Raw genomic sequence first — 20,175 nt, 5'->3', positions numbered from 1 at the left:
TTGGGATGCACGATACTTGCGGGGTGTCCGACTCAATCCGTCCGCCAGCTCCACGCCCGTGCGACAGCTGCCCCTACAGGCGAGACGTGCCCTCTGGGATATGGGCGGACGAGGAGTACGAGAAGCTACGCCGCTATGACCGTGAGACGCCGTATCAACCCGCTGCGATCTTCTCGTGCCACCAGAACGACAAGGGCAGCCCGGCCAGCCGAATCTGCGCTGGCTGGGCCGGGTGCCATGACGCGAGTAGTCTCCTCGCGCTTCGAGTCGCAGTTGCGGGTGGGCGCCTGACCGTTGCGGCGTATGAAGCCACCATCGGATACGAGTCGCCTCTGCCGCTGTTCACCTCCGGAAACGAGGCGGCCGACCATGGCCGGGCGGACCTGGAAGCGCCTGGTCGGCGCGCGGTTCGTTTCATGGACAAGATCGCTAGAACGCGTCGGGACATCGAGCGAACCTAGCGTCAGCTCCGCCTGCTACCGGTCGAGGGCCGTTCAACTGATCGGGATGGGGCTGCCGATCGGGCCGCTGCACAGCACCGTCTTGGTGGGCGGTGAGCGGCCCAGCGGCGGTACCGCGGAGGTGACGGTCCCCGGCCCTACCGGGCGGCGGCGGTGAAGTCCCCGATTACCTCCGTGGCGGGCTCCCACACCTGCTGCTCTGTGTCGAGGGCGTTGGGCCAGTGCCCAGTGGGGTTGGTGGTGAGGCGCTGGGGGCGCTGGCTGCCGGCGATGCCGAAGGCGACGGCGACGACGGTGCGCAGGTCGACGCGGGAGCCGCGGGCCCGGCCGGCGTCGTGGACGAGTCGGGACATGGCGGGACGTCCGCTGCGGGCAATCTCCCGGATCGTGGCTCGGGCGGTGACCTCGTGGGCGGGCCCGCGCTTGGTCGAGGTGCCGATGATCGTGCCGATGCTGGGGCCGCCCGCGAGGTGGGCTTCGCCTCCGGGGGCGGTCGGCATGAGCGCGGCGTACACGGCGAGGGTCGTGGCGATCGCGTTCTCCTCGGCGACGAGTTGCAGCGGGTGAGCGTCGCGGGTGTGGGCGGGCAGCGGTACCTCTGCTTCGACGGCGACCTGGTAGAGGATGTGCGGTGTGGTGACGATCCGCAGCCAGGCTCCGTGGCGGCGGTCGCCCGGCGGGGCCGACCAGCCTCGCGCCCGGTCCAGCCACGTGCCGCGCGTCGGCGGGCGAACCGCGAGGTGCTCGCAGAGGTCGTTCAGGTATGTTTCGTTGAGGAGGCCGCGCATCAAAGTCCTTCCAGTCATCGGGAGTTGAAGATGGTGGGTGGTGGCCGGGCGGCGCCGTACCCTCTTCGGGGCTCGGGGCCCGGCTCGTAGAATCGGGCGTCTCGCTCCGGCCGCCTGTCCATCTGGGGTTCCGGGTCGACGGAGAGGCGGCCGGACGCGGCACCGCTCCCGCGTCGGGACTCGTGGTCCGGGGTGAATCATCAGGCGTTCTCCCGGCCCGGCCGCCTGTCCGCCGACCCGGGGGTCAGCCGGCCGGCGTCTCGGGCGCGCGCGGCCAGGCGGAGGCGTCGAACTCCTCGTCGTGACGCAGGCAATGGTGCAGTGACGACAGCAGCCGGGCGAACAGCCGGCGCAAGGCCGCTGTGTGCCGGTCGCCTGCCGCGCGCCGTCGGTCGTAGTAGGCGCGGCACTCCGGAGAGTTGGTCAGCGTGGAGAACGCCCAGTGATGCCCGCAGGCGGCGAGGCGCTTGTTCGCTGCGGTCCGGCGGTGCAGCACCTTGCGGGAGTCGCCGCTCGCCCAGGTGAAGGGGCGGGCGCCGGCGTAGGCGGCCATGCCCTTCGCAGTGGCGAACCGGTTGGGGTCGTCGCCGAGTTCGGCGAGCAGCCGGGAGCCGGTGAGCAGGCCGACGCCGGGGAAGGAGAGGTAGATCGGGTGTTGCGGGTGCTGGGTGAACAGCTCGCCTGCGGCTTCAGCGAGTTCGTCGGCGCTGGCGCAGGCTTCGGACAGGAGCCGTACGGTGGCGCGGACTTCACGGCCGAGCGCGTCTTCGACCATCGGAGGGTTGCGGAGGGCTGCGACCTGGAACAATGCGTGCAGCCGTTCGGTCTCGGCGTCCAGCAAACGGGTCCGGCCGGCGCGTTCGAGGGCGGCACGGATCTGTCGGCGCGTCAGTCGGGCGGCGCTGCCGCTGGCTGGTGCGAGCGCGATGACCTCCCGGGCCTCGGGCCGGAACAGGCGGCCGCCGAGGTGCGCCCAAGCCGTGACCGCGGTGGGGTGAACGGCGCGAAGTTGGGAGCGGAGTTGCAGGTAGTGGTGCTGCCTGGTGCGGACGGCGCGCAGTTGTGCGCGGGTCAGGGTGCCGAGGGCTTCGACGAGTTCGCTGTGGCGGGGGAGTGGCCGGTGGAGGTGGCCGTCGGTGCGCAAGATGTTGGCCAGCAGCGCGGCGTCGCCCGCGTCGGACTTCTTGCGGTTGCCTGGGTTGATGCGGCCCCGGTAGCGAGCGACGGTCGCCGGGTGGACGGGCACTACGGTCTGCCCGTGCTGGCGCAGTGCGGTGACGAGCAGGCCGCGGCTGGCCTCGATGGCGACCGGCACGGACTTGCGGGAGAAGCCGTGGCTGGCGCGCAGCGCGGAGATCACGGCCAGGGCCTCGCGGACGCCGGCGGGGGTGGCTTCGAAGCGGTGGGCGGCGACTGCCTGGCCGGTCCGGTCGACCACGGCTAGGTCGTTCAGGTTCTTGGACCAGTCGATCCCGGCGTAAAGCGCCCACGTCTTCATGTCGCTGCCCTCCCGGCGGTCCTCCTCTGGGCGGCCGGGGCGCCGACCTCCCCCGCTCTGCCCGCTGGCCACGACACAGCTCGGGCAGTTGAAGATCGGCGACACCGGCCACCCAGGTGGATCACGTGTGATCCACCTGGGTGGACCATATGTGATCCACCCGTGCCGGGGCAAGCGGCATCAGGGGCCGGAACGTTGGGGTAGGGGCTGGTGACCGGGCAGGATGGGGCGGTCAATGCCATCGGATGCACAGGAGGACGCCGGTGCCGTCGCGTGAGATCCAGCCCGCCGCCTGGTACGCGCTGTCCGGGAAGTGGCCGGACGTCGAGTTCGCTCCGGACGCACCGGTGGAAGCGGTGGTGGCAAGGGCCGTGTCGAAGCGGCTGCGCGATGCGCTGGCCGAGAAGGGCTGGTCCGCCCGCGAACTTGCGCGGCGCGCCGACGTGGGCCACGCCACAGTGAACCGGCTGGTGGCCGGCGAGAAGTCCGCGGACATGGTGACCATCACGCGCCTGGAGGTGGCGCTGTCCCTCGACCTCTACCCGGCCGGGCTGTGGGCGCAGCTGGCCGAACTGTCTTCGGGGAGCAGCGCCGCTGGGTGAGACGGCGGCCCGGTTCCGTCGCGGATTGTTCGTGTCCCCTGCTACGTTCCCTGTCCATGATCAAGGGTGGGGTGCGGCTTGGTGCCGCTGTAGCGGGACTTGTACTTCTCGGGGGCTTGGCGGCCTGCGCGTCCAACGGCAGCGGGCAGCCGCCAGCCGGTGCCGGCGGCTCCGTGCCGTCGGCCGTGGCGTCGCCGTCAGCCGGGACTCCCGAGTGGGCCGCCAAGTTCGCCGGCGACGGCGCCCAGCACCGGGAAGCTTCGAAGGTCGTCGGCCGGTATGCCCAGCTCCACATCGTCCAGGCGGGCGGCCGCCAGGGCGACACCGCGCTGTGCGACGCGGAGTGGGCGAAGCTCACCCCCGCCCAGAAGCTGCTGGTGGACCGTGGCGGCTTCGACGAAGGCTGCCGGGTTCCCGCGTAACGGGGCTACTTACCGTCGAGGCGGTCGAGTAGCCCGGCGGTGAGCGCCAGCGCGGTCATCGCGTCCGCCCTGCTCCAGGTGAAGTGCTCGGTCGTGTCGGGGTCGTCGTGGTGGGCGCCGCCGAACAAGTCGTAGGTGGCCTGGAGCAGGACGGTCCACCGTTCGTCCTGGTCGCGGTCCTTCGCCTTCTTGGAGCTCGCCGCGGAGTACGCCTTCTGGTGGTTGGCCGGGCGTACGGCGTCCATGGCAAGGCGTGCCTTGGACACCGCGGTCTCGAAGTCGCCTGCGCGGATCGCGGTCTGGGCTTCCCGCAGCCGTCGGGCTGCGGTGCTCCGATGCTCGTCGGCGGTGATCGGGACGAGGACGGTGACGAAGGCCCCGTGGCCGGCCTCGGTGACGACCTGCGACCACTCGTTGTGCGGCACGGTGAACGTGACCTGAGTCGTGCATGCCGGCCAGCCGCCGTCGCCGTTCAGGGCGGTGACGGTGAGGTGCAGGCGCAGGCGCAGGTCGGCTCCTTGCCGGGCCTTCTCCAGGGCGGCGAGCTGGGTGTCGGTGAGCGTGATGGTGAGGCCCATGGTGACGCCGGGGCTGGCGGCCTCGACGGGCCACTCCTGGACGAGGTGGCCGAGCCAGCCCGACTGCCCGAGGTCGTCGGCCCACAACTCGCCGGCCACGGAGTGGGCCGCCTTGTCGGGGAACGTCCCGGTGGCCGAGCACTCCAGATGAATGGTCAGGCGGTGTGCGCCGAACCCGGTCAGCATGCTGATCGCGTGCCGCTGTTCCTTGAGGTACAGCCTGTAGGCGCCGAAGTCGAGATCTGCCATGTTTGCCCCTCCCGGTGTGGTGTGCTGATCGTGGCAGCCGGCGGACGGCGGCGGAAGCGGGTTGATCACCCCGTAGTCTGATCTTCGGCGTGGGGCCAAGTTGCCTGGGAGGGCAGCGGCCGTGGGCCTGCGCGAGTTGATCATCGACGCCTGGAGCTGGCTGAACTACAAGCCGGTCATGTCCAGCCCGCCGAGGCGGGGAAGCGGACCGTTCGCTGAACTCGCCTCGGGCTGGGTACCGCCCGAGGACTGGCGCCGCCTCCAGGCGTACAAGATCCTTGCCGCCTACGACCAGAACCAGGCCGGCGGCCTGACCGCTGCGGCTGGCGACGAGGCGGGCCTCGACCGGCGCGAGCTTGGCGACGCCGCGAAGCTGAACACCTCCGCGCTCGGCTACCTGCTCGGGGCGTCGCAGAGCATTGTGGTGCCCGGAGCCGAGGCGATCGGGCAGGACCCGGGGCCGGAGGCCGTGCTCGCCCGGGACGTGCAGGATCGCCTTCGGGACTGGGCCCGCCGGGAGTTGCTGCCGATGCGGATGCAGCAGGCCGAGCGGTCTGCGGTGCGCTACGGCGATGCCGTCTACACCTTGGCCTGGGACGCGGACGCGGGACGGCCGATGTTGCGCACCATGGACCCGGGCTGGTACTTCCCGGAGCTGACGGAGGACGAGGTCGACACCACGGGCTTCCCGTCGCGGGTGCATTTCGCGTGGGAGCTGCCCGCCGACCCGGCCACCGGGCAGCGGGCGAGGGTGCGGCGGATCACCTACGAGCTGGGCCCGATCGGCGGGACCACTGTGTCGGTCGTCCACCCGGACGGCACCGGGCACCGGGAGTGGGTGCAGGGCCCGGACGGGGAGATGGTGCTGCGGCCGGGCGACCGGATCGAGGCGGGCACGGGCCGGGTGACCCGGGTCTACCCTTGGGCACCGGACCGTCCTTCGGCCGTCACCTGCTACCTGACCGACGCAGAGTGGCTGCTCGAAGACCTCAAGGCCGGCGAGAGCGTCTACAACCTGCCTGCCCACCGGGCCCGCTATCGGGTCCGCAAGGACGGGGAAGTCCTCCAGGGCCTCGACCTGGCCTTGGACTTCCTGCCGATCGTGCACCTCACCAACTCCGTTCCCGACACCGGCGAGCAGTGGGGGCAGCCGGTGATCTCCCGGGTGATGCAGGTCCTCGACGAGCTCGCCGCGACCGACACTGACTCGTCCGCCTCGTCCGGGACGACCGGCACGCCGATCATCGCCCTGTCCGGGGTGCGGCTGCCCAAGGACCGGGCCACCGGCACCGCAGTGCCGCTGCGGGTGCAGGCCGGCACGGTGTGGTCGCTGAACGAGGGCGGGTCGATGTCGACCCTCGACACGTCCCCGCAACTGCGGGAGCTGCGGGAGCGCACCGATCACCTCCTCGACCGGCTCGCCGCGAACAGCCGCCTCACCGCGTCCGGGCTCGGCACCGTCCAGCCGTCCGAAGTCCCGTCCGGGTACGCGCTCGCGCTTGCCCTCGGCCCGCTGGACGCCCTGGTCGGGGAGATGCGGCTCGCCCGCGCCCACAAGTACCGGCTGCTGTTCAAGTTCGTCGGCCGTCTCTTCCAGGCCGGGCAGGTCGGCTGGCCGGTAGGGGAGTTGCCGCAGGCCGAGATCGTGTGGGGCCCGCACGTGCCCACCGACAAGGCCGAGGCCCTCGACCAGGCCGCGAAGGGCTACGAGGCCGGGCTGCTCTCCCTGGAGACGTGCGTGCGGATGCTCGCCGACGCCGGCTACCCGATCACCGACATCGCCGAGGAGGTCCGCCGCATCCAGTCCCGGGCCTTCGCAGCGGCCGGGCAACTCGCGGACGCCACCGGCGACACCGCCGTCGTCAGGGCCTTCCTCAACCTGCCCCCTGGAGGCCCTGAGATCCCCTCTGCGCCCCTCGGATAGGCCGATAGGCACAAGATCACCCCAGCTGCCTTGAAAGCCCGCCAGGGGGCTCTCAGAGCCCCCTGCGGCGAAGCCGTGGGGGGTTGGGGGATAGGTAGGAGAGAGGGAGAAACCAAGGAAAGAAAGGGGTTTCCCCAAGGAAACGTACTGGGTTGCCCCAGGGAAACCCATGCGTTTCCCTGGGGCAACCCACAGGTCCGGGGCTATGGGTTTCCCCAAGGAAACCCATAGGGAGTCGCCGGGCCCGTGGCTACCCTGGTGGGCATGCCGAAGAAGCCGAAGCCGCCCCGGGCCGAGGAGTTGGCCGCCGAGGCCGTCGTCAACCACGTGCTGGGCACCACCACGCTGAAGCGGGACGACAACTCCGCGCCCGCCATGATCGACGCCCTCCTCGGTGAGCCCGGACAGGTACATCCGACCATCGCCCTGGAGATCACCTCCACGTTCGACAAGCGCCACACCGAACTGGGGGCGGCGCTCCGCAGGCACTACGGCGAGAAGGAGTTCCCCCAGCTGACTGGGAGCTGGGTCGTGGAGTTCACTCTGGACTCCCGCGTCGGAGGCCGGGACCAGAAGGCGCTGCTCGACTTCCTTGCCGGTCTGGAGCACCTCCAGAGCGGCAAGGAAGAGAAAAGGGTCACTCGGGTCAGCGCATACGACGATGGGCCCCTCGCCGCTGACCTTCGCGCGCTGAACCTGGCTTCCGTTACCCGAATCGACCTCGACTTGGATGCCCGCCGCCGGAACGGCGCCGACTTGGACCCCCCGCGCCGGATCGGCACGCTCACCATCTCCGGCTACAACGTCGGCGATTTCACGGCCTACGTCGACGACTTCCTGCGCGGCGCCACGGCGAAGAACAAGCTGGACAAGCTCCAGCGCGCCAAGGAAGAGAAGGGCCTGCGCACGCTGCTGTTTGCATGGGCGGACTCCATGACTGTGGGCATGGCGCTCCGCCGCGCCTACCAGCCCCCTGGCAAGCCCGCCGTTCCCGCCGTCCTCGATGAGTTGTGGCTCGCCAACCCTGCCGAACGAGATGCCGTGTTCCGCTGGACCCAGGAGAGTGCCTGGGAGCTTGTTTCGGTGCCCGGCGTGATTGCCCAGACCGTCATGTCGAAGGAGTAGCTACACTGATCACTGGCGCGGGGGCGCTGCTTGCGGAGGAATCCGATGACTGCCCCCCTGCCCCAGGCGACCCCGCCCGTCGGCGACCCGGCCCCGGCACAGCCCCCGGCCGCCGACCCCGGCAGCGCCCTCATCACCCAGGACACCCTGTCGCGGCTTCTCGCCCGTGAGAAGGACCAGGGCTCCCGAGCCGGCGTCAAGAAGCTCGTCACCGACCTCGGCTTCGCCGACGTTGCCGCGCTCCAGACATGGGTGGAGGCGCAGCGCACCGCCCAGCAGGCCGCCCTCACCGAGGTCGAGCGCCGCGAACAGGCCGCCGCCCAGCGCGAGCAGGAGGCGATCCAGCGCGAGCAGGAGGCCCTGGACCGTCTCAACCAGGCCGTCCGGCACGCCGCGCTGAGCCGCCTCGGCGCGACCGGCCAGAACCTGGACGACGCGATCCGCCTGCTGGCCGTCCCGGACGACGCCGACCAGCAGGCCGTCGCCGACGCCGCCGCCGCACTCGCGCAGCGCCGCCCCGAACTGTTCGCCCAGGCCGCGCCGGTGACGCCGCCGCCCGCACCGAGCGGTTCGCCCGCCGGCGGCCTGCCGCCCCGCGGCCAGACTCCCACCGCGGGCTCCGCCGGTCTGGACATGGCCCGCCGCCGCGGCTACATCACCACCTGACCTGACCAACCTCGATCTGACCCGGCAGCGCACCGGGAGCAGGGGACCACGCCCCGTTCCCGTGGACGGCACCACCAACCGGTGAGTGCGGGACCGCCATCTCCCGCCCCCGGAGGGCACGTTGACCGTCCAGCCGATCACCACCACGGTGACGCTGAACGCGGGCCGACCCTGGCTCGCCTCCCTACACGGAACCGACCAGACCGAGACCGTCACCCTCGACGCCTCCAAGCTCGTCGCCGGCACCCACTACACGGTCGGTGACGCTGTCCAGCCCTACCACCGCGTCCTGTCCGGCATCCCGCTCGGCAAGGTCACCGCGTCCGGCCTGTACGGGCCCTTCGACCCGGCCGCCGCCGACGGCCGCCAGGTGCTGGCCGGGTTCACCTTCGAAGAGGCCCTGTTCGCCCCCGGCCAGCCGAAGATCGCCGCCGCGCTGCTGTGGCACGGCGTCGTCCGCACCGCCAAGGTCCCCGGCGGAATCGACCCCACCAAGGTCACCCCGTCGTCCGTCGGCGCCCAGATCCGCTTCGTGTAAGGACCGCCCACAATGTCTCTCCAGGACCTCATCAAGGGCGTCAGCGCCAACGACCTGACGACCTTCGCCCGGTCGATCCCGACCCCGAAGGACTTCCTCCTCACCTCCCTCGTCTTCCCGACGCTCGTCACCCGGGACGTGAAGTGGCGGCTCAAGCAGAACGGACGCCGCGTCAACACCGCGTCCTACCGTGCCTACGACAGTTCGGTGCCGCTGGCCGACCGCACCGCGTGGGAGACCACCCGCGAGGGCCTGCTCCCCCCGCTGGGGCAGAAGCTCGTCGTCGGCGAGCAGCAGCAGATCCTGCTGGAGCAGTCCCACGGCGCCGACCAGGACCGCCTGATCGAACTGCTCTACGACGACGTCGAGCGGCACGTCGAGGCGATCCGCTCCCGCCTCGAACTCGCCGCCGGCGACGTGCTCGTGGACGGCAAGTTCTCCCTCACCAACGAGAACGGCCTGACCATCGAGGTCGACTTTGGCGTCCCCGCCGGGAACATGCCGGTGGCCGCGAAGGCGTGGTCGGACCCCACCTCCGACCCGATCGCCGACGAACTCGGCTGGATGCAGTACCTCGACGACCTCGGCGCGCCCGAGCCGGAGATCGTCCTCACCTCCAAGAAGGCGTTCACCGCGCTCACCCGCAACAACGCCTACCGGGCCGCCTACTACCGCTCCGTCAACCCGTCCACGACACCCACCCGCACCCTCAACGAGGCCGAGGTCAACGCGGTGCGCGCCGACTACGGCCTGCCGCCCGTCGTTCTGTACAAGGCGCAGGTCAACGTCGACGGCGCGGCCACCCGCGTCCTGCCGGACGATCGCTGGATCATGCTCCCGCCGGACCGTGCGAAGTGGGGCCAGACCCAGTACGGCGTCACTGCCGAGGCCCTGGTCCTCTCCCGCGGCACCAACCCGGAGATCCTGCGCGAGGACGCCCCGGGCATCATCATCACCCGCGACGTCCAGAGCGACCCGGTCCAGATCTGGACCAAGGGCGGTGCCGTGTCGATGCCGGTCCTCCACACCCCGGACTGTCACATTGTGGCGAAGGTGCTGTGATGCCGCGCCGGCTCGCCTTCGCCGTCCACCTCGACCACCCCGTCACTGGCGACCACCTCATCCTCCTGCCCGGCGACGTGCCGCCCGAGGAACTGGCTGAGCTGATCACCCACCCCGGAGCCTGGCAGTCCGCCGATGACGAGGACCCTCCCGACCCCGGACCCGACGCCGACGACCACGGCCCCGAGCCGGGCGGCCAGGCGGCCAGCACCGACGACGGCACGCCGCCGGCCAAGCCCACCACCCGCACCCGCAAGCCCCGCTCCGACGCCGACTAGCCGCCCAGGACCGGCGCCCCGATCACCCCGGGGCACCGGTCCGCCGCATCACCGACAGGATCCCGTCCGTGGACCCCGCCGCCCTCGCCTGGCTACACGCCCAACTCGGCCCCGCCACCAGCACCGACGACCTCACCGACCGCTACCGCCGCCTCGGCACCGCCCGCGCCGTCGCCGTCGAAGTACTCAACGAGCGCCGCGCCGCACTCCTCGCCGACCCCCTGCGCCTGGTCGTGGACGGCGTGGTCACCATGGACCGCACCGCCAACCTCACCGGCCTCGAACGCCAGCTCGCCGCACTCCACGACATGCAGGGCCCCGACGAGACCACCAACGGAGAAGTCGCCGACACCTCAACCGACCTCGCCACCACGGTCCTCGTGCCCTCTCACCGCACCCGATGACACAGCCCCGGCCCGCTGCCGAGCCGAACGACAAGGCCGCCGCAGACCTGGAAGCGGCGTGGACCCGGCTCGCCGCCGCACAGGCCGCCGCCCTTGCCACACTCGACCGCCGACACCGGACCGCTGCTGCTTCCGCGCTCGCCGACTTCGCGGCCGAGGCGAAGGCGTTCCGCCATGCCGCCGACCGCGCTGTCCGGGACTTCGCTCTGCGCGTCGTGCCCGAACGCTACGAGGCCGCCGCCCGTGCTGCCGCGGCCAGCATCAACCGGCCCTTCAGCTGGACCCCGGCGCACCGGGCAACCCTGCAAGCCCTCACCGCCGACACCTACACCGATCTGTCGCTGCGGGTACAGGAAGCCGCGCGCGTCGCAGCGGCGTTCCATCGCGCCGTCCGGGCCGCCGCCCGTCGAAGCTTCACCCCCACCAGCGCCGCCCAGCTTGCTGCCGCGCACCCCCTCGACCGGGTCGTCTACCGTAACGGGGCGCGGATGCCCGTCAGAGCCTGGGCCGAAGCCGCCACTCTCGCCCGGACCGCCGTCGCCTACAACGCCGGCACCCTCTCGGTCGCCCGCGAACACGGCATCCCGCACGTCGAAGTGACCGACGGCGCAGACTGCGGATGGACCAGCCATCCCGACCCCGACAAGGCCGCCCGGACCGTCCGCACCGTCGAGGACGCCGCCCAGTGGCCCATCGCGCACCCCCGCTGTGCCAGGGCGTTCGGCCTGCGTCCGGACGCCGAGGTGGGCATCGGTCCGACGCCGACGGTGTGACTCACTCGCCGAAGTCCTCAGCGACCTGCTCCGCGTCGTCGCGGAGGTCGAAGGGCTCCGGGGTGCCGTCGTAGTCGGCCCACCAGACCGCCGGGGTGGTGGGGGCGAGGTCCCGCAGGAGGGTGTGGATGATGACGACCGGGGTCCTGAGAGGGGCCTGGTCGGGAAATGCGAAGAAGTGCCGGTCGTAGTGGTAGGCGATCTCGCAGTGCGCGTCGCCGACCCGGACGTCGATCTCAAGGACCTCGTTGCCGGGGTCGGCGCCGCTGGTGCTCTCGGGCCAGCGCCTCTGTACGGCCTGGGCGAGCTGCTGCTGCGTGAACGGCCAGGCCGGGGCTGCGGACTGGTCGACGCTGACGTAGAACTGGGCTCCCACGGTGTCCTCCAAGGCAGGGAAGTTGGAATGCCGGCTTCGACCTAGGGGACCACGCGGGTCTCCCCGGGCACTTGCTGCGCGGTCATCAGGGCGGCGAAGTACGCCGCGGACCTGTCGTCGTTGGTGATGACCTCCAGGTGGTTGACCTTGTTGCGGGGGTCCTCGAACGCCGACTTGTACTTGGTCATCTCGAACGACTGGCTCTTCATCGTGTTCTCGTAGACGAAGTCCGGGACGTTGTCGACATTGCCGAGCCGCAGTGGCGACCTGCAACCCTTCTGCTGGCCGACGTACTTGGCGTCGATGGCCGCGCCGTCCTCGGCGCGAACGCCGTCGGCGTTCATGGTCTTTTCCCCGCTGGGCTTCTTCGGGTCCGGCACAGTCGTGTACAGCTCGTACTGCGTGCCGCCGGCCACCCGCAGCTCGTATGCCCGCTGCGCGTCGATCTTGGGCTTGCCGATCGGACCGGGGGACGTTGAGGTCCGGCCGTCGAGGGCCAGCTGCGCCATCCAGGTCCGCACCTCCTGCTGCTGCGCCGGCGGCAGGAGGGGGAAGGCGCTCGCGGGGTCGTGGGGCAGTGGGCCGACGCCTGGGGTGGGTGCGGGCGTGCTTCCCGGTGTGAGGCCGGGTGCCGCGTTCGCGGGCGATGCGACGGCGGCGATCATTAGCGTGGCGCCGCCGACGATGGTGACGGGCACGATGGCGGCTGCGGCCGCGTCCACGATGGCGGCGGCTTCGGCCAGGACGGCGATCTCGGCGCTCGCCTCGATCTCCGCGGTGAGCGCGATCGCGGCGGCGCCGGCCTCGGCGACGATCGCCGCTTCACCGCCCGCTGCCGCCACGTCCGAGAGCCCGAGCGTGAAGACGGTCAGCGCGACACCCACGACCGCGACGCCCCCGGCCATCAGCAGCAGGTTCTCCAGCGTGTCCCGCAGATCCTCGATGCCCGTGGCGTACGCCTCGCACGCCACGCCCAGCTGGTGGGCGACGTGCTGCATCGTGTTCAGCAGCGGACCGGACGTGGCGCAACCGTCATGCACCTTGGCCCAGTTCGCGGCCATGCTGTCTACTGCCTGCGCGGTGCTGCTGGAGGTGACCGCCCGCACCCGGGCATCGCCCTCGGCCCCGAGCTGGCTGAACAGCTGCGCCGCCCGCTTCCAGTCCTGGCCAGCCTGGCGGAGTTTCACCGGATCGCCCTGGGGCCAGAACTTGGCGATGATCTCTCGTACCGCCCAGTTCTGGCGGCCCACCGCGGTCGGGATCGTGACCGCCCGGGGCTCCTGCTCGCACTGCGGGTCCGACGACTTCGGTAACTCCTGCGGCTGCATCATGCTCTCGGCGACGTCCGCGTCGGTGCGGATGTAGTTCATCGCCATCGAGTAGAGGCCGTTCGCGGTCCCGCCCAACTGGCCGAACACCCGGCCCAGCGCGTTCACCACCGACTGCGCGGCCGGGTCGTACCGGGCGGCGAACGCCCGGCCCGTGTCGTCGTCACCCGCCATGCCGGCCGCGTCGTCCAACGAACCGACCAACCCGCTGTGGATCTGCGCCGCCCACGTCTGCAGGTCGGTGAACCCGGCGGACGAGACGATCATCTGCGACGGATCGACGTGGAACCCAGTCATCTGCCCCCCAACGAGCGTTGACTCGACGTGTACGGTAACAGAAAGTGTTCTCGCTGATTCAAAGCGTGTGCGTTCACGTGGGAAGCTCACGACGGAAACGCGCCGCCAAGTCGCACCCGCCTGGTATGCCCCGTCGCGGCTTCCGCCACAGCCTCAACACCACGAACCAGCAGAGAGTGCACCGCGCTGAGAGTCCGGGCACCGACCCATACGCCGGTGTCCGGCACGACGAAGCACCGCAAGTCGATCCCGGCATCGGCGAACCGGGTCGGCGCAACATACCGGAGGCCACCGGTGCCGCAGACGTACGTGTCGGCGCCGACCGCCCGGCACAGGTCCACGAGCCGCTGGGTTCGCCCGGCTCGGGCCGGCAGATTGCTGCTGCGCACTACCCGGCCTCGCCAGCCGAGGAGGTCGAGGAGCAGCAGCGTGGATGCTTCGGTGATGTCGGCGGTCCGGTCAGTCGTGTCGAACAGGTCGAGCAGTGGGCGCAGTTGTTCGGCGAACGCCGGCCAGAACGGGGATGTGCGGTACTGCTCGTGGAGGATGCCCTCCATCCGGCGCCGGGTGAGTGCCGGTTCGGCGAGTCGGGCGTCCCGGATCAAGGTGGCACGGCCATTCGGCAGGTGGGTGGGCATGGACAGCCACCGGGTTGCGTCGTGGTGAAGGGCACCGAGCCGGGCGCGGTGCTGGTAGTCGCGGCGGGTGTGCTGGACGTCGTCCAGCACCACCCACACGTCCGCCGCGTAGATCTTCGCCAGCGTGGACAGCCGCGGTAGCAGGTTTGGCTGGTGGATTGCGCACACCAGCTCGTCGGCGGTGCCGGCGGGCCGGTCAGAGGAGTCGGCTGGTGAACCCGGCGTCGATGAGCCGCTGGTAGGCATCGTGCACCCTCTCCGGTACGTCCTGGGCGACGGCGAAGCCCTGCTTCGGGTACTCGATGACCCGCTGGAGGTCGCCCACCAGGCTGTCGATCACGAGCTGGTCGTCGCCGATCGTCTTCACGTAGTCGTGCAGGTTCATCGCGGTGGACGCGCATACCGCCTCCACCTCCGGCCACACCTGACGGCAAGTCGCATATGCCCGGCGCTCCATGTACGGCATGGACACCAGCAGCACCGACGACGCCGCCACGCCGGCTTCGGTGAGGGCCTGGCGGGAGAACGCGATGTTCTGCCCGGTGTTTCGCGCCTTCGGCTCGATCAGCACCGCGCTCTCCGGCACGCCGAGGGAGAGCGCGTGCTCCGCGAAGTGCACGGCCTCGCCGCGCGGGAAGTGGTCCGGCCTGCTCGGGTTAGGGCCGCCGGTGAACACGATCAGCTTCACCAGGCCGCGCAGGTACAGGCCGGCGGTCTCCGCCGCCACGCCGAGGTCGTGGGAGCCCAGGCCGATCGCCACGTCGCACGGCCGCAGGGCGTGGCCCATCTGCTGGTAGTCCCACAGCAGCGCGGTGTCCGCCCACTGCCGGTCGGTGATCTCGCGCTTCGTCGTGCCGGTCACGTATCTCTCCTGATTACCTGAACTTGGCTGCCCTGCCTCCCAGTTCGACGTTCTTGCGGATGCCGTCGATGCTGCGGAGCTGGTGGCTCATACCGTACGTCGCGGCCGTGGCCGCCGCCTTGTCGAGCACCGCGAGCCCTTCCTGGACGGTCGCCCGGTCGGACAGGAGCACGTGCCCGCGCGCGGTGGCCAGCCGCACCTGCTGCATCGGCGACGTGCTGCCGCCGGCGGACTCCGCCACACCGATCAACCGCGCGGCCTCCCCGAGGTTCCCGGCACCGCGGTGCGCGAGCGCCAGCTTCTGGTGCGCGGTGCCCCAGTCCTCCTGCTCGTTCACCGCCTCGAATCCGTTGATCGCCGAGGCCATCAACGGCATCGCCGTGTCGTGAAGCCCTTGCTTGTCCAGCGCGGTGCCCACCCACAGTTGCGCCCGGAGCCGGTCCCGGTCGCTCAGCCGGTTGTCGCGGCTCAGCTCGGCGTACCGTGCCGCGGCCCCGCGGAGGTCACCGGACATCTCCGTGACGACCGCAAGCGACAAGTCCAGCTGCGCGACCCTGCGGGGGATGCCGAGCTGCTCGAACAACGACCGGGCGTCCGCGTAGGAGCGCGCTGCCGACCTGGGCCCGAGCAGCACCCCCCGATCCCGGAGCAGATCACCAGCCAGGGCCGTCGTCCGCGCGAAGAGGTACAGACCCCGGTCGTCCAAGTCTTGCGGTGGCCACCGGGTTCGCCACCGCTCCAGGAAGTCGGAGGCGGCTGTGAAGTCTTGGTGGGACGCGGCGGTGACAGCCCGCTCGATGTCCTCCGTCCACGTCTCGTACTCCCACACCCTCGGCCCGCCTCGCACCGCGGCGACGGCAGGACCGCGGGATCGGGACAGGAGAGCCTCGAACCGGAGCACGCCTGCCGCATCGAGCCGGCCCAGAGCCGTGTCCAGGATGGCCTGCGTATCCGGGCGTGGCCGAGTCCCGGCGCCCAGCCGCTCCCAGTTCGTGATCGTTCGTACCGCCACACCCAGATCCGCGGCGAAGTCGCGCACGCTCCTGCGGCTGGCCTGCCGCAGCGCCCGCGCCTCCACTCCGGTCCACTCGCCCACCGCCGCCATGACCACCTCCCGGCTCGGCGACCATCGAAGCACTCCACGACCTGTCGGGGTGTCAGAACTGCCACGGAACTGCCACGGCAGGGCATACCCGCCTCTGCGGAGCGACGGCACGCTGGACCCAGCCGAGCCGCCCGGCCGGCAGAAAGGGGAACGCAGTGTGGAACTCACCGAGCAGCGGCCCGTTCGTGCGCCCGCCGTCGTCGGTCTTCTGCGCCTGACCACCGAGACGCCCGCTCGGCAGTCGGCCCTTACCGAGGCCCTGGCCGAGTTCTGCCGCAGCCGGGAACTCGACCTCACGGACGTCACCACCGGAGGCGACCTCTCCGCAATCACGGACCGTCCCGGGTTGTACGGGATAGTCCTGCCGTCCCTCGCCCACCTGGGCGCGGCCCCTGAACGTGCCTCGCGCCACCGACAGCTCGCCGATGCGGGCCTGCGGGTGCTGGTCGTTCGCGGCCCGCAGGCCCGGACGCTGATCGCATCGGCCCTCGACAGCCGGAGGTAGACGTGCAAGAACCAGCACCAGCCCAGCCCGAAACCTGCTCGGCGCTCCTCGAACCACCGAGGGCCCGCTACCGGCGGTGGATCGCGGACCGGCCCAGGCAGGTCGTCCTCCAACCCACAACCTTCTGCAACCTCGACTGTTCCTACTGCTACCTGCCGGGGCGCGGGGTGAAGACCACGATGCCCCTTCAGGTCGCCGAGGCCGTCGCCCGTTCGGTCGCCGAGCTGACAGACGCGGGCGGCCCGCCGGTTCGGATCATCTGGCACGCGGGCGAACCCCTCGCCCTCGGCCGAACCCGCTTCGCCGAACTCCTCGCCCCGTTCGAGCCGCTGCGCGCCGCCGGCCGCGTTCAGCACGCGGTCCAGACCAACGCCACCCTGATCAACCGCCGCTGGTGCGACCTGTTCACCGCCCACGGCGTCCGCGTCGGCGTCAGCATCGACGGCCCGCGCGCCCTCAACGCCCGCCGCGTCGACCGGGCCGGGCGGCCGGCGTTCGACCGGATCCTGCGCGGCATCGACACTCTGCGCGAGCACGGCCTGCCGTTCTCGGTAATCTCGGTCGTCGGCCGCGAGAACCTGAACGCGCCCGAGGCGCTGCTCGACTTCCTCGCCTCCCTGGGATGCCGGTCGATCGGCCTGAACATCGAGGAGCAGGAAGGCGTCAACACCAGCCGGGCAACGCCCGATCTCCACGACACCGTCGGCTTCTGGGCCCGGGTGCTCGCCTGGAGCCACGCCCACCCCGACGCGCCGCCCGTCCGCGAACTCGACCGGCTCGGCACCTACCTGCGGATGACCCGCGACGGCACCCGCCCGCAGTGGGAGGACGCCAGGCACGACCCGATCCCCACCGTCGCCGCCAGTGGTGACGTCGTCCTGCTCAGCCCCGAACTCGCCGACACCACCGCCCCCGCGCACGACGACTTCCGCGCCGGCAACGTCCTTCAGCAGTCGCTCGCCGCGATCCTCGCCGACGCCCACCGGCTGCGCTACGTCGCCGAGTTCCTGACCGGCCTGGACAACTGCCGGGCCGGCTGCGAGTTCTTCGACTTCTGCCGCGGCTCCCAGGCCGGCAACCGCTACTTCGAGCACGGCACCTTCACCGCCACGGAAACCGCGTACTGCCGCTCCACCGAACAGGCCCTCGTCCTCGCCGCCGCCGACACCACCAGGAAGGACACCGCAGCATGAACGCCCTCGCCACCCTCGCCGCCGCCGACTCCCCGGAGCTCGACCACCTCCTCCAGCGCGCCGGCAGCAGCACCACAGCCGCCGGCGGCTGGGACAACCAGGCGACCTGGGCCAACAACCCCGGCTCGCCGTGGAACAACACGCCGAGCTGGGACAACACCCCCGTCAACCCCTGGAGCGACTGGCACAACGGCCCGAGCTGGTCGGACTTCCCGAACAACCGGTAGCCGCCCGCGCCCCTGCCACGATCAGTGCCACCGGCCGGGCCCGCAGCGCCGCGGGCCCGGCACCCGACCGAACTCCCGGAGCACCACCGTGAAGACCCGCACTTACGGCACCACCCGCGTCACCCTGCCCGGCCTCGACGAGACCGACCAGCACCTGAACCCAGTCGCGTTCCTCGGCGGCGACACCGTCCGCGACTTCCTGTACGCCGACGTCGACCTGCGCGACCTCGACCTCATCGACACCGCGCTCCTCGTCGGCCGCATCCGCAACCTCTCCGCCCAGCGCACGACCCTCGAAGGCGTCCGCCTGTCGTCGCTGGAGATCACCGCCAGCACCATCGGCACCCTGGCCTGGTCCGGCAGCCGCGCCACGCAGACCCACTGGGCCCACAGCCGCCTCATGGGCGCCACCATCAGCAACGTCACCCTCAACGACGTCCTCTTCGAAGGCTGCCGCCTCGACTACGCCACCTTCGAGAACGTCCGCGCGACCGGCCCCCTCGTCTTCGACCGCTGCGTCCTCACCGAGGCCACCTTCACCGGCTGCGACCTGACCGGCGCCGTCTTCCGCGACTGCACCCTCGACCGGACCGCCTTCGGCCACGGCAAGCACCGCGACACCGACCTGCGCGGCAACGACCTGAGCACCATCCGCGGCACCGCCAACCTCACCGGCGGCATCCTGCTCGACCCCGCCCAGCCCGACCAGCTCACCCGCGCGCTGCTCACCGAACTCGGCGCCACCGTCCGCCCGCTCGACAATCCCTGACAAGGAGACCCGGCATGCCCATCGCTGTCCCGCCCTCCGGCCTGGCCGCGCTGGCCGCCCGCGCCGAGACGGGGACGCTGCGCATCGAGGACCGCGACCCGGCCTACGAGCCCGGCGCAGTGGTGCCCGCCGGCCAGTGGTCCCCCCTCGCCCCGGCCGACGCCCGCCGCCTAGCCGCCACCACCGGCACCCCCGCCAACGTCCTCACCCAACTCGTCGCCCTGCCACCCTCGTTCGACCTCGACCAGGCCCTCGCCACCCCGACGGGCACCACCCTGCTGCCCACCGTCGCCGACGGCCCGGTCCACTACCTCGGAACCGTCACCAGCCCGCCCGGCCAGGCCACCACCACGCTCAACCACCACACTGGGCAGCAACTCGGCGTCCACCTCGACAACTGGGACCGCCTCCCGTACCTGCGGAGGCACCTCTCGCGCCGCCGCCTGTGCGTCAACCTCGGCCCCGGCCCCCGCCACCTGATCCTCGGCCGGCACGACGCCCAGCACATCACCCGCACCGTCCACCCCGACGACTACACCGCCCGCTGCCCGCACACCGACGACCTGCGCCGGTACATCGCCAGCGGCGGCGACCCGGCCTGCATCCGCCTGCGCCTCGACCCCGGCGACGCCTACCTCGCGCCCACCGAACTCCTCCCACACGACGGCTCCACCGCCGGCCTCAACCTGCCCTCCACCGCAGCGTTCTGGCTCGGCACCTTCCCGGCGGACGTCTTCCCCGACATTGGCTGATTTGCAGGACCGGCAACCGAAGCAGGGAGATGACGGCTTGCCCGAGGCATCCGCTACAGGATGCTCCATCGCATCTCGACGTCCGCTTCCGTGATTCCGGCGATTCTCCGCCGGACCTCAGCAAGGGTCTCGCTGCCGGCCGGGGCACGTTTCGCGTTCGTCGTGACCATCCGCAGCTCACGGAGATCACGCAGCACCGGGTAGCCATCCCACCTGGTGACGTCGAAGCCGTACCTGTCCGCGAACTCCTCGTAGTGGGAGCGGCCGTACCCGAATCTCCTGCAATGGATCTCCACTGTCACGAGGTCGAGTTCGGGTGGGCCGAAACACGCGGTGTCCCAGTCGCACAGCACCGCCGCGTCGTGGCGGTGCAGTGCATTCCGGTGCTGCGGATCGCCTTGCAGAAGCCCAGGTGCGAGTACGTACCGGATCTGGGCGAGCGCAGCTTCGAGCGCGGACACATGTGCGCTGAGGAAGTCCAGATCACGTGTCGGCAACTCCGCAGTGGCGGCGATGGATCGCCGGATGGCCGCGACGGTGTCGAGCGGGCGGACAGCGAAAGGAGGAAGAGGAAGTTGATGAAGGGCGCGGAGCGGATCAGCGAGGTAGGCGGCCGGTACGACTCGCGGTGGTTGGGGAAGGTGTCGCCAGAACGTGACGGCGTGCCGGCCGACCACGACGGGCTGTTCCACCGGCAGCAGCTCAACGGTCGGGAACTCCATGGCCATCAGCCACTGCACGAGCGCCACGGTCCG

At 71.1% G+C, this 20,175-nt stretch carries 25 protein-coding genes; 16 read left to right on the top strand and 9 right to left on the bottom strand.

All coding sequences use genetic code 11. From position 1 onward, the window contains the following. Window positions 1-5 precede the first annotated feature (5 nt). A complete protein-coding gene (locus KCH_RS47180) occupies window positions 6-461 on the top strand; it encodes a DUF6283 family protein (RefSeq protein ID WP_084223516.1) in 456 nt (151 codons plus the stop codon). A gap of 137 nt (window positions 462-598) precedes the next feature. Here KCH_RS47180 and KCH_RS12275 read toward each other — a convergent pair whose 3' ends face one another. After that, window positions 599-1,249 carry a hypothetical protein gene (locus KCH_RS12275; RefSeq protein WP_035862566.1) on the bottom strand — a complete coding sequence of 217 codons (651 nt, stop codon included), beginning with the start codon at window positions 1,247-1,249 and terminating at the stop codon, window positions 599-601. Window positions 1,250-1,493: 244 nt separating this feature from the next. Continuing rightward, complete coding sequence (locus KCH_RS12270) at window positions 1,494-2,747, bottom strand: IS110 family RNA-guided transposase (RefSeq protein WP_035862564.1); 1,254 nt, start codon at window positions 2,745-2,747, stop codon at window positions 1,494-1,496. 263 nt (window positions 2,748-3,010) lie between these two features. On the opposite strand from KCH_RS12270, the gene KCH_RS37185 reads away from it, so the two are divergent. After that, window positions 3,011-3,349 (top strand): helix-turn-helix domain-containing protein, encoded by a 339-nt coding sequence (locus KCH_RS37185; RefSeq protein WP_051653002.1) that lies wholly within the window; start codon window positions 3,011-3,013, stop codon window positions 3,347-3,349. Window positions 3,350-3,534: 185 nt separating this feature from the next. Then, window positions 3,535-3,771 (top strand): hypothetical protein, encoded by a 237-nt coding sequence (locus KCH_RS12260; protein WP_157032016.1) that lies wholly within the window; start codon window positions 3,535-3,537, stop codon window positions 3,769-3,771. Window positions 3,772-3,776: 5 nt separating this feature from the next. On the opposite strand, the gene KCH_RS12255 is transcribed toward KCH_RS12260, so the two are convergent. Next, entirely contained in the window at window positions 3,777-4,598 is an 822-nt protein-coding gene (locus tag KCH_RS12255) for a hypothetical protein (protein ID WP_035862559.1), read from the bottom strand. Window positions 4,599-4,719: 121 nt separating this feature from the next. On the opposite strand from KCH_RS12255, the gene KCH_RS12250 reads away from it, so the two are divergent. The 8 genes from KCH_RS12250 (at window position 4,720) to KCH_RS12215 (ending at window position 11,368) form a co-directional block, all read left to right on the top strand. Further along, window positions 4,720-6,522, top strand: a complete 1,803-nt coding sequence (locus KCH_RS12250; RefSeq protein WP_035862557.1) for a phage portal protein — start codon at window positions 4,720-4,722, stop codon at window positions 6,520-6,522. A gap of 264 nt (window positions 6,523-6,786) precedes the next feature. Continuing rightward, window positions 6,787-7,647, top strand: a complete 861-nt coding sequence (locus KCH_RS12245; RefSeq protein WP_157032015.1) for a hypothetical protein — start codon at window positions 6,787-6,789, stop codon at window positions 7,645-7,647. 45 nt (window positions 7,648-7,692) lie between these two features. Continuing rightward, window positions 7,693-8,313, top strand: a complete 621-nt coding sequence (locus tag KCH_RS12240) for a hypothetical protein (protein ID WP_035862554.1) — start codon at window positions 7,693-7,695, stop codon at window positions 8,311-8,313. 121 nt (window positions 8,314-8,434) lie between these two features. Then, the gene (locus KCH_RS12235; protein ID WP_051653001.1) at window positions 8,435-8,851 is read left to right on the top strand and encodes a head decoration protein; all 417 of its coding nucleotides are present in this window, start codon (window positions 8,435-8,437) and stop codon (window positions 8,849-8,851) included. Between the two features lie 12 nt (window positions 8,852-8,863). Continuing rightward, window positions 8,864-9,913: a major capsid protein gene (locus KCH_RS12230; RefSeq protein WP_035862551.1), complete on the top strand. Its 1,050-nt coding sequence runs from the start codon at window positions 8,864-8,866 to the stop codon at window positions 9,911-9,913. Continuing rightward, a complete protein-coding gene (locus KCH_RS12225) occupies window positions 9,913-10,191 on the top strand; it encodes a hypothetical protein (protein ID WP_035862549.1) in 279 nt (92 codons plus the stop codon). Before KCH_RS12230 ends, KCH_RS12225 begins: the two co-directional genes overlap by 1 nt. A gap of 68 nt (window positions 10,192-10,259) precedes the next feature. Continuing rightward, window positions 10,260-10,595: a hypothetical protein gene (locus KCH_RS12220; protein ID WP_035862547.1), complete on the top strand. Its 336-nt coding sequence runs from the start codon at window positions 10,260-10,262 to the stop codon at window positions 10,593-10,595. After that, window positions 10,592-11,368 carry a hypothetical protein gene (locus KCH_RS12215; protein ID WP_051653000.1) on the top strand — a complete coding sequence of 259 codons (777 nt, stop codon included), beginning with the start codon at window positions 10,592-10,594 and terminating at the stop codon, window positions 11,366-11,368. Before KCH_RS12220 ends, KCH_RS12215 begins: the two co-directional genes overlap by 4 nt. A gap of 1 nt (window position 11,369) precedes the next feature. On the opposite strand, the gene KCH_RS12210 is transcribed toward KCH_RS12215, so the two are convergent. From KCH_RS12210 to KCH_RS12190, 5 genes are read right to left on the bottom strand one after another with little or no spacing between them, the layout of a single operon-like run. Beyond that, window positions 11,370-11,744, bottom strand: a complete 375-nt coding sequence (locus KCH_RS12210) for a hypothetical protein (protein WP_157032014.1) — start codon at window positions 11,742-11,744, stop codon at window positions 11,370-11,372. 41 nt (window positions 11,745-11,785) lie between these two features. Further along, on the bottom strand, window positions 11,786-13,459 hold the full coding sequence (locus KCH_RS12205; RefSeq protein ID WP_157032013.1) for a restriction endonuclease fold toxin-2 domain-containing protein: 1,674 nt from the start codon (window positions 13,457-13,459) through the stop codon (window positions 11,786-11,788). Continuing rightward, entirely contained in the window at window positions 13,456-14,253 is a 798-nt protein-coding gene (locus KCH_RS12200) for a WbqC family protein (protein WP_084223512.1), read from the bottom strand. The genes KCH_RS12205 and KCH_RS12200 overlap by 4 nt, the downstream gene beginning before the upstream one ends. Next, a complete protein-coding gene (locus KCH_RS12195; RefSeq protein WP_035862541.1) occupies window positions 14,204-14,869 on the bottom strand; it encodes a YdcF family protein in 666 nt (221 codons plus the stop codon). Before KCH_RS12195 ends, KCH_RS12200 begins: the two co-directional genes overlap by 50 nt. 13 nt (window positions 14,870-14,882) lie before the next feature. Beyond that, entirely contained in the window at window positions 14,883-15,974 is a 1,092-nt protein-coding gene (locus tag KCH_RS12190) for a helix-turn-helix domain-containing protein (protein WP_035871663.1), read from the bottom strand. A gap of 157 nt (window positions 15,975-16,131) precedes the next feature. Between KCH_RS12190 and KCH_RS12185 the strand changes: the two genes are divergently transcribed. The 5 genes from KCH_RS12185 to KCH_RS12165 all read left to right on the top strand — a co-directional run bounded on the left by KCH_RS12185 (window position 16,132) and on the right by KCH_RS12165 (window position 19,420). After that, a complete protein-coding gene (locus KCH_RS12185; RefSeq protein ID WP_051652998.1) occupies window positions 16,132-16,479 on the top strand; it encodes a hypothetical protein in 348 nt (115 codons plus the stop codon). A 2-nt stretch (window positions 16,480-16,481) separates the two neighbouring features. Continuing rightward, complete coding sequence (amcB, locus tag KCH_RS12180) at window positions 16,482-17,672, top strand: cyclophane-forming radical SAM peptide maturase AmcB (RefSeq protein WP_208865945.1); 1,191 nt, start codon at window positions 16,482-16,484, stop codon at window positions 17,670-17,672. Continuing rightward, window positions 17,669-17,899 carry a multiple cyclophane-containing RiPP AmcA gene (gene amcA / locus KCH_RS12175; protein WP_035862537.1) on the top strand — a complete coding sequence of 77 codons (231 nt, stop codon included), beginning with the start codon at window positions 17,669-17,671 and terminating at the stop codon, window positions 17,897-17,899. The genes amcB and amcA overlap by 4 nt, the downstream gene beginning before the upstream one ends. Window positions 17,900-17,987: 88 nt before the next feature. Then, on the top strand, window positions 17,988-18,668 hold the full coding sequence (locus KCH_RS12170) for a pentapeptide repeat-containing protein (protein WP_035862534.1): 681 nt from the start codon (window positions 17,988-17,990) through the stop codon (window positions 18,666-18,668). A gap of 14 nt (window positions 18,669-18,682) precedes the next feature. After that, window positions 18,683-19,420, top strand: coding sequence for a hypothetical protein (locus tag KCH_RS12165; RefSeq protein WP_035862532.1), 738 nt, complete (start codon window positions 18,683-18,685; stop codon window positions 19,418-19,420). Between the two features lie 53 nt (window positions 19,421-19,473). Here the strand turns inward: KCH_RS12165 and KCH_RS12160 are convergent. Continuing rightward, window positions 19,474-20,175: phosphotransferase family protein (locus KCH_RS12160; RefSeq protein ID WP_035862530.1), on the bottom strand; the 702-nt coding region annotated here is incomplete at its 5' end.

It is taken from the genome of Kitasatospora cheerisanensis KCTC 2395 (assembly GCF_000696185.1).
GTDB lineage: Bacteria > Actinomycetota > Actinomycetes > Streptomycetales > Streptomycetaceae > Kitasatospora > Kitasatospora cheerisanensis.
Note: the sequence above shows the minus strand (reverse complement) of the source record. Positions and strands in the feature narration are given on the sequence as shown.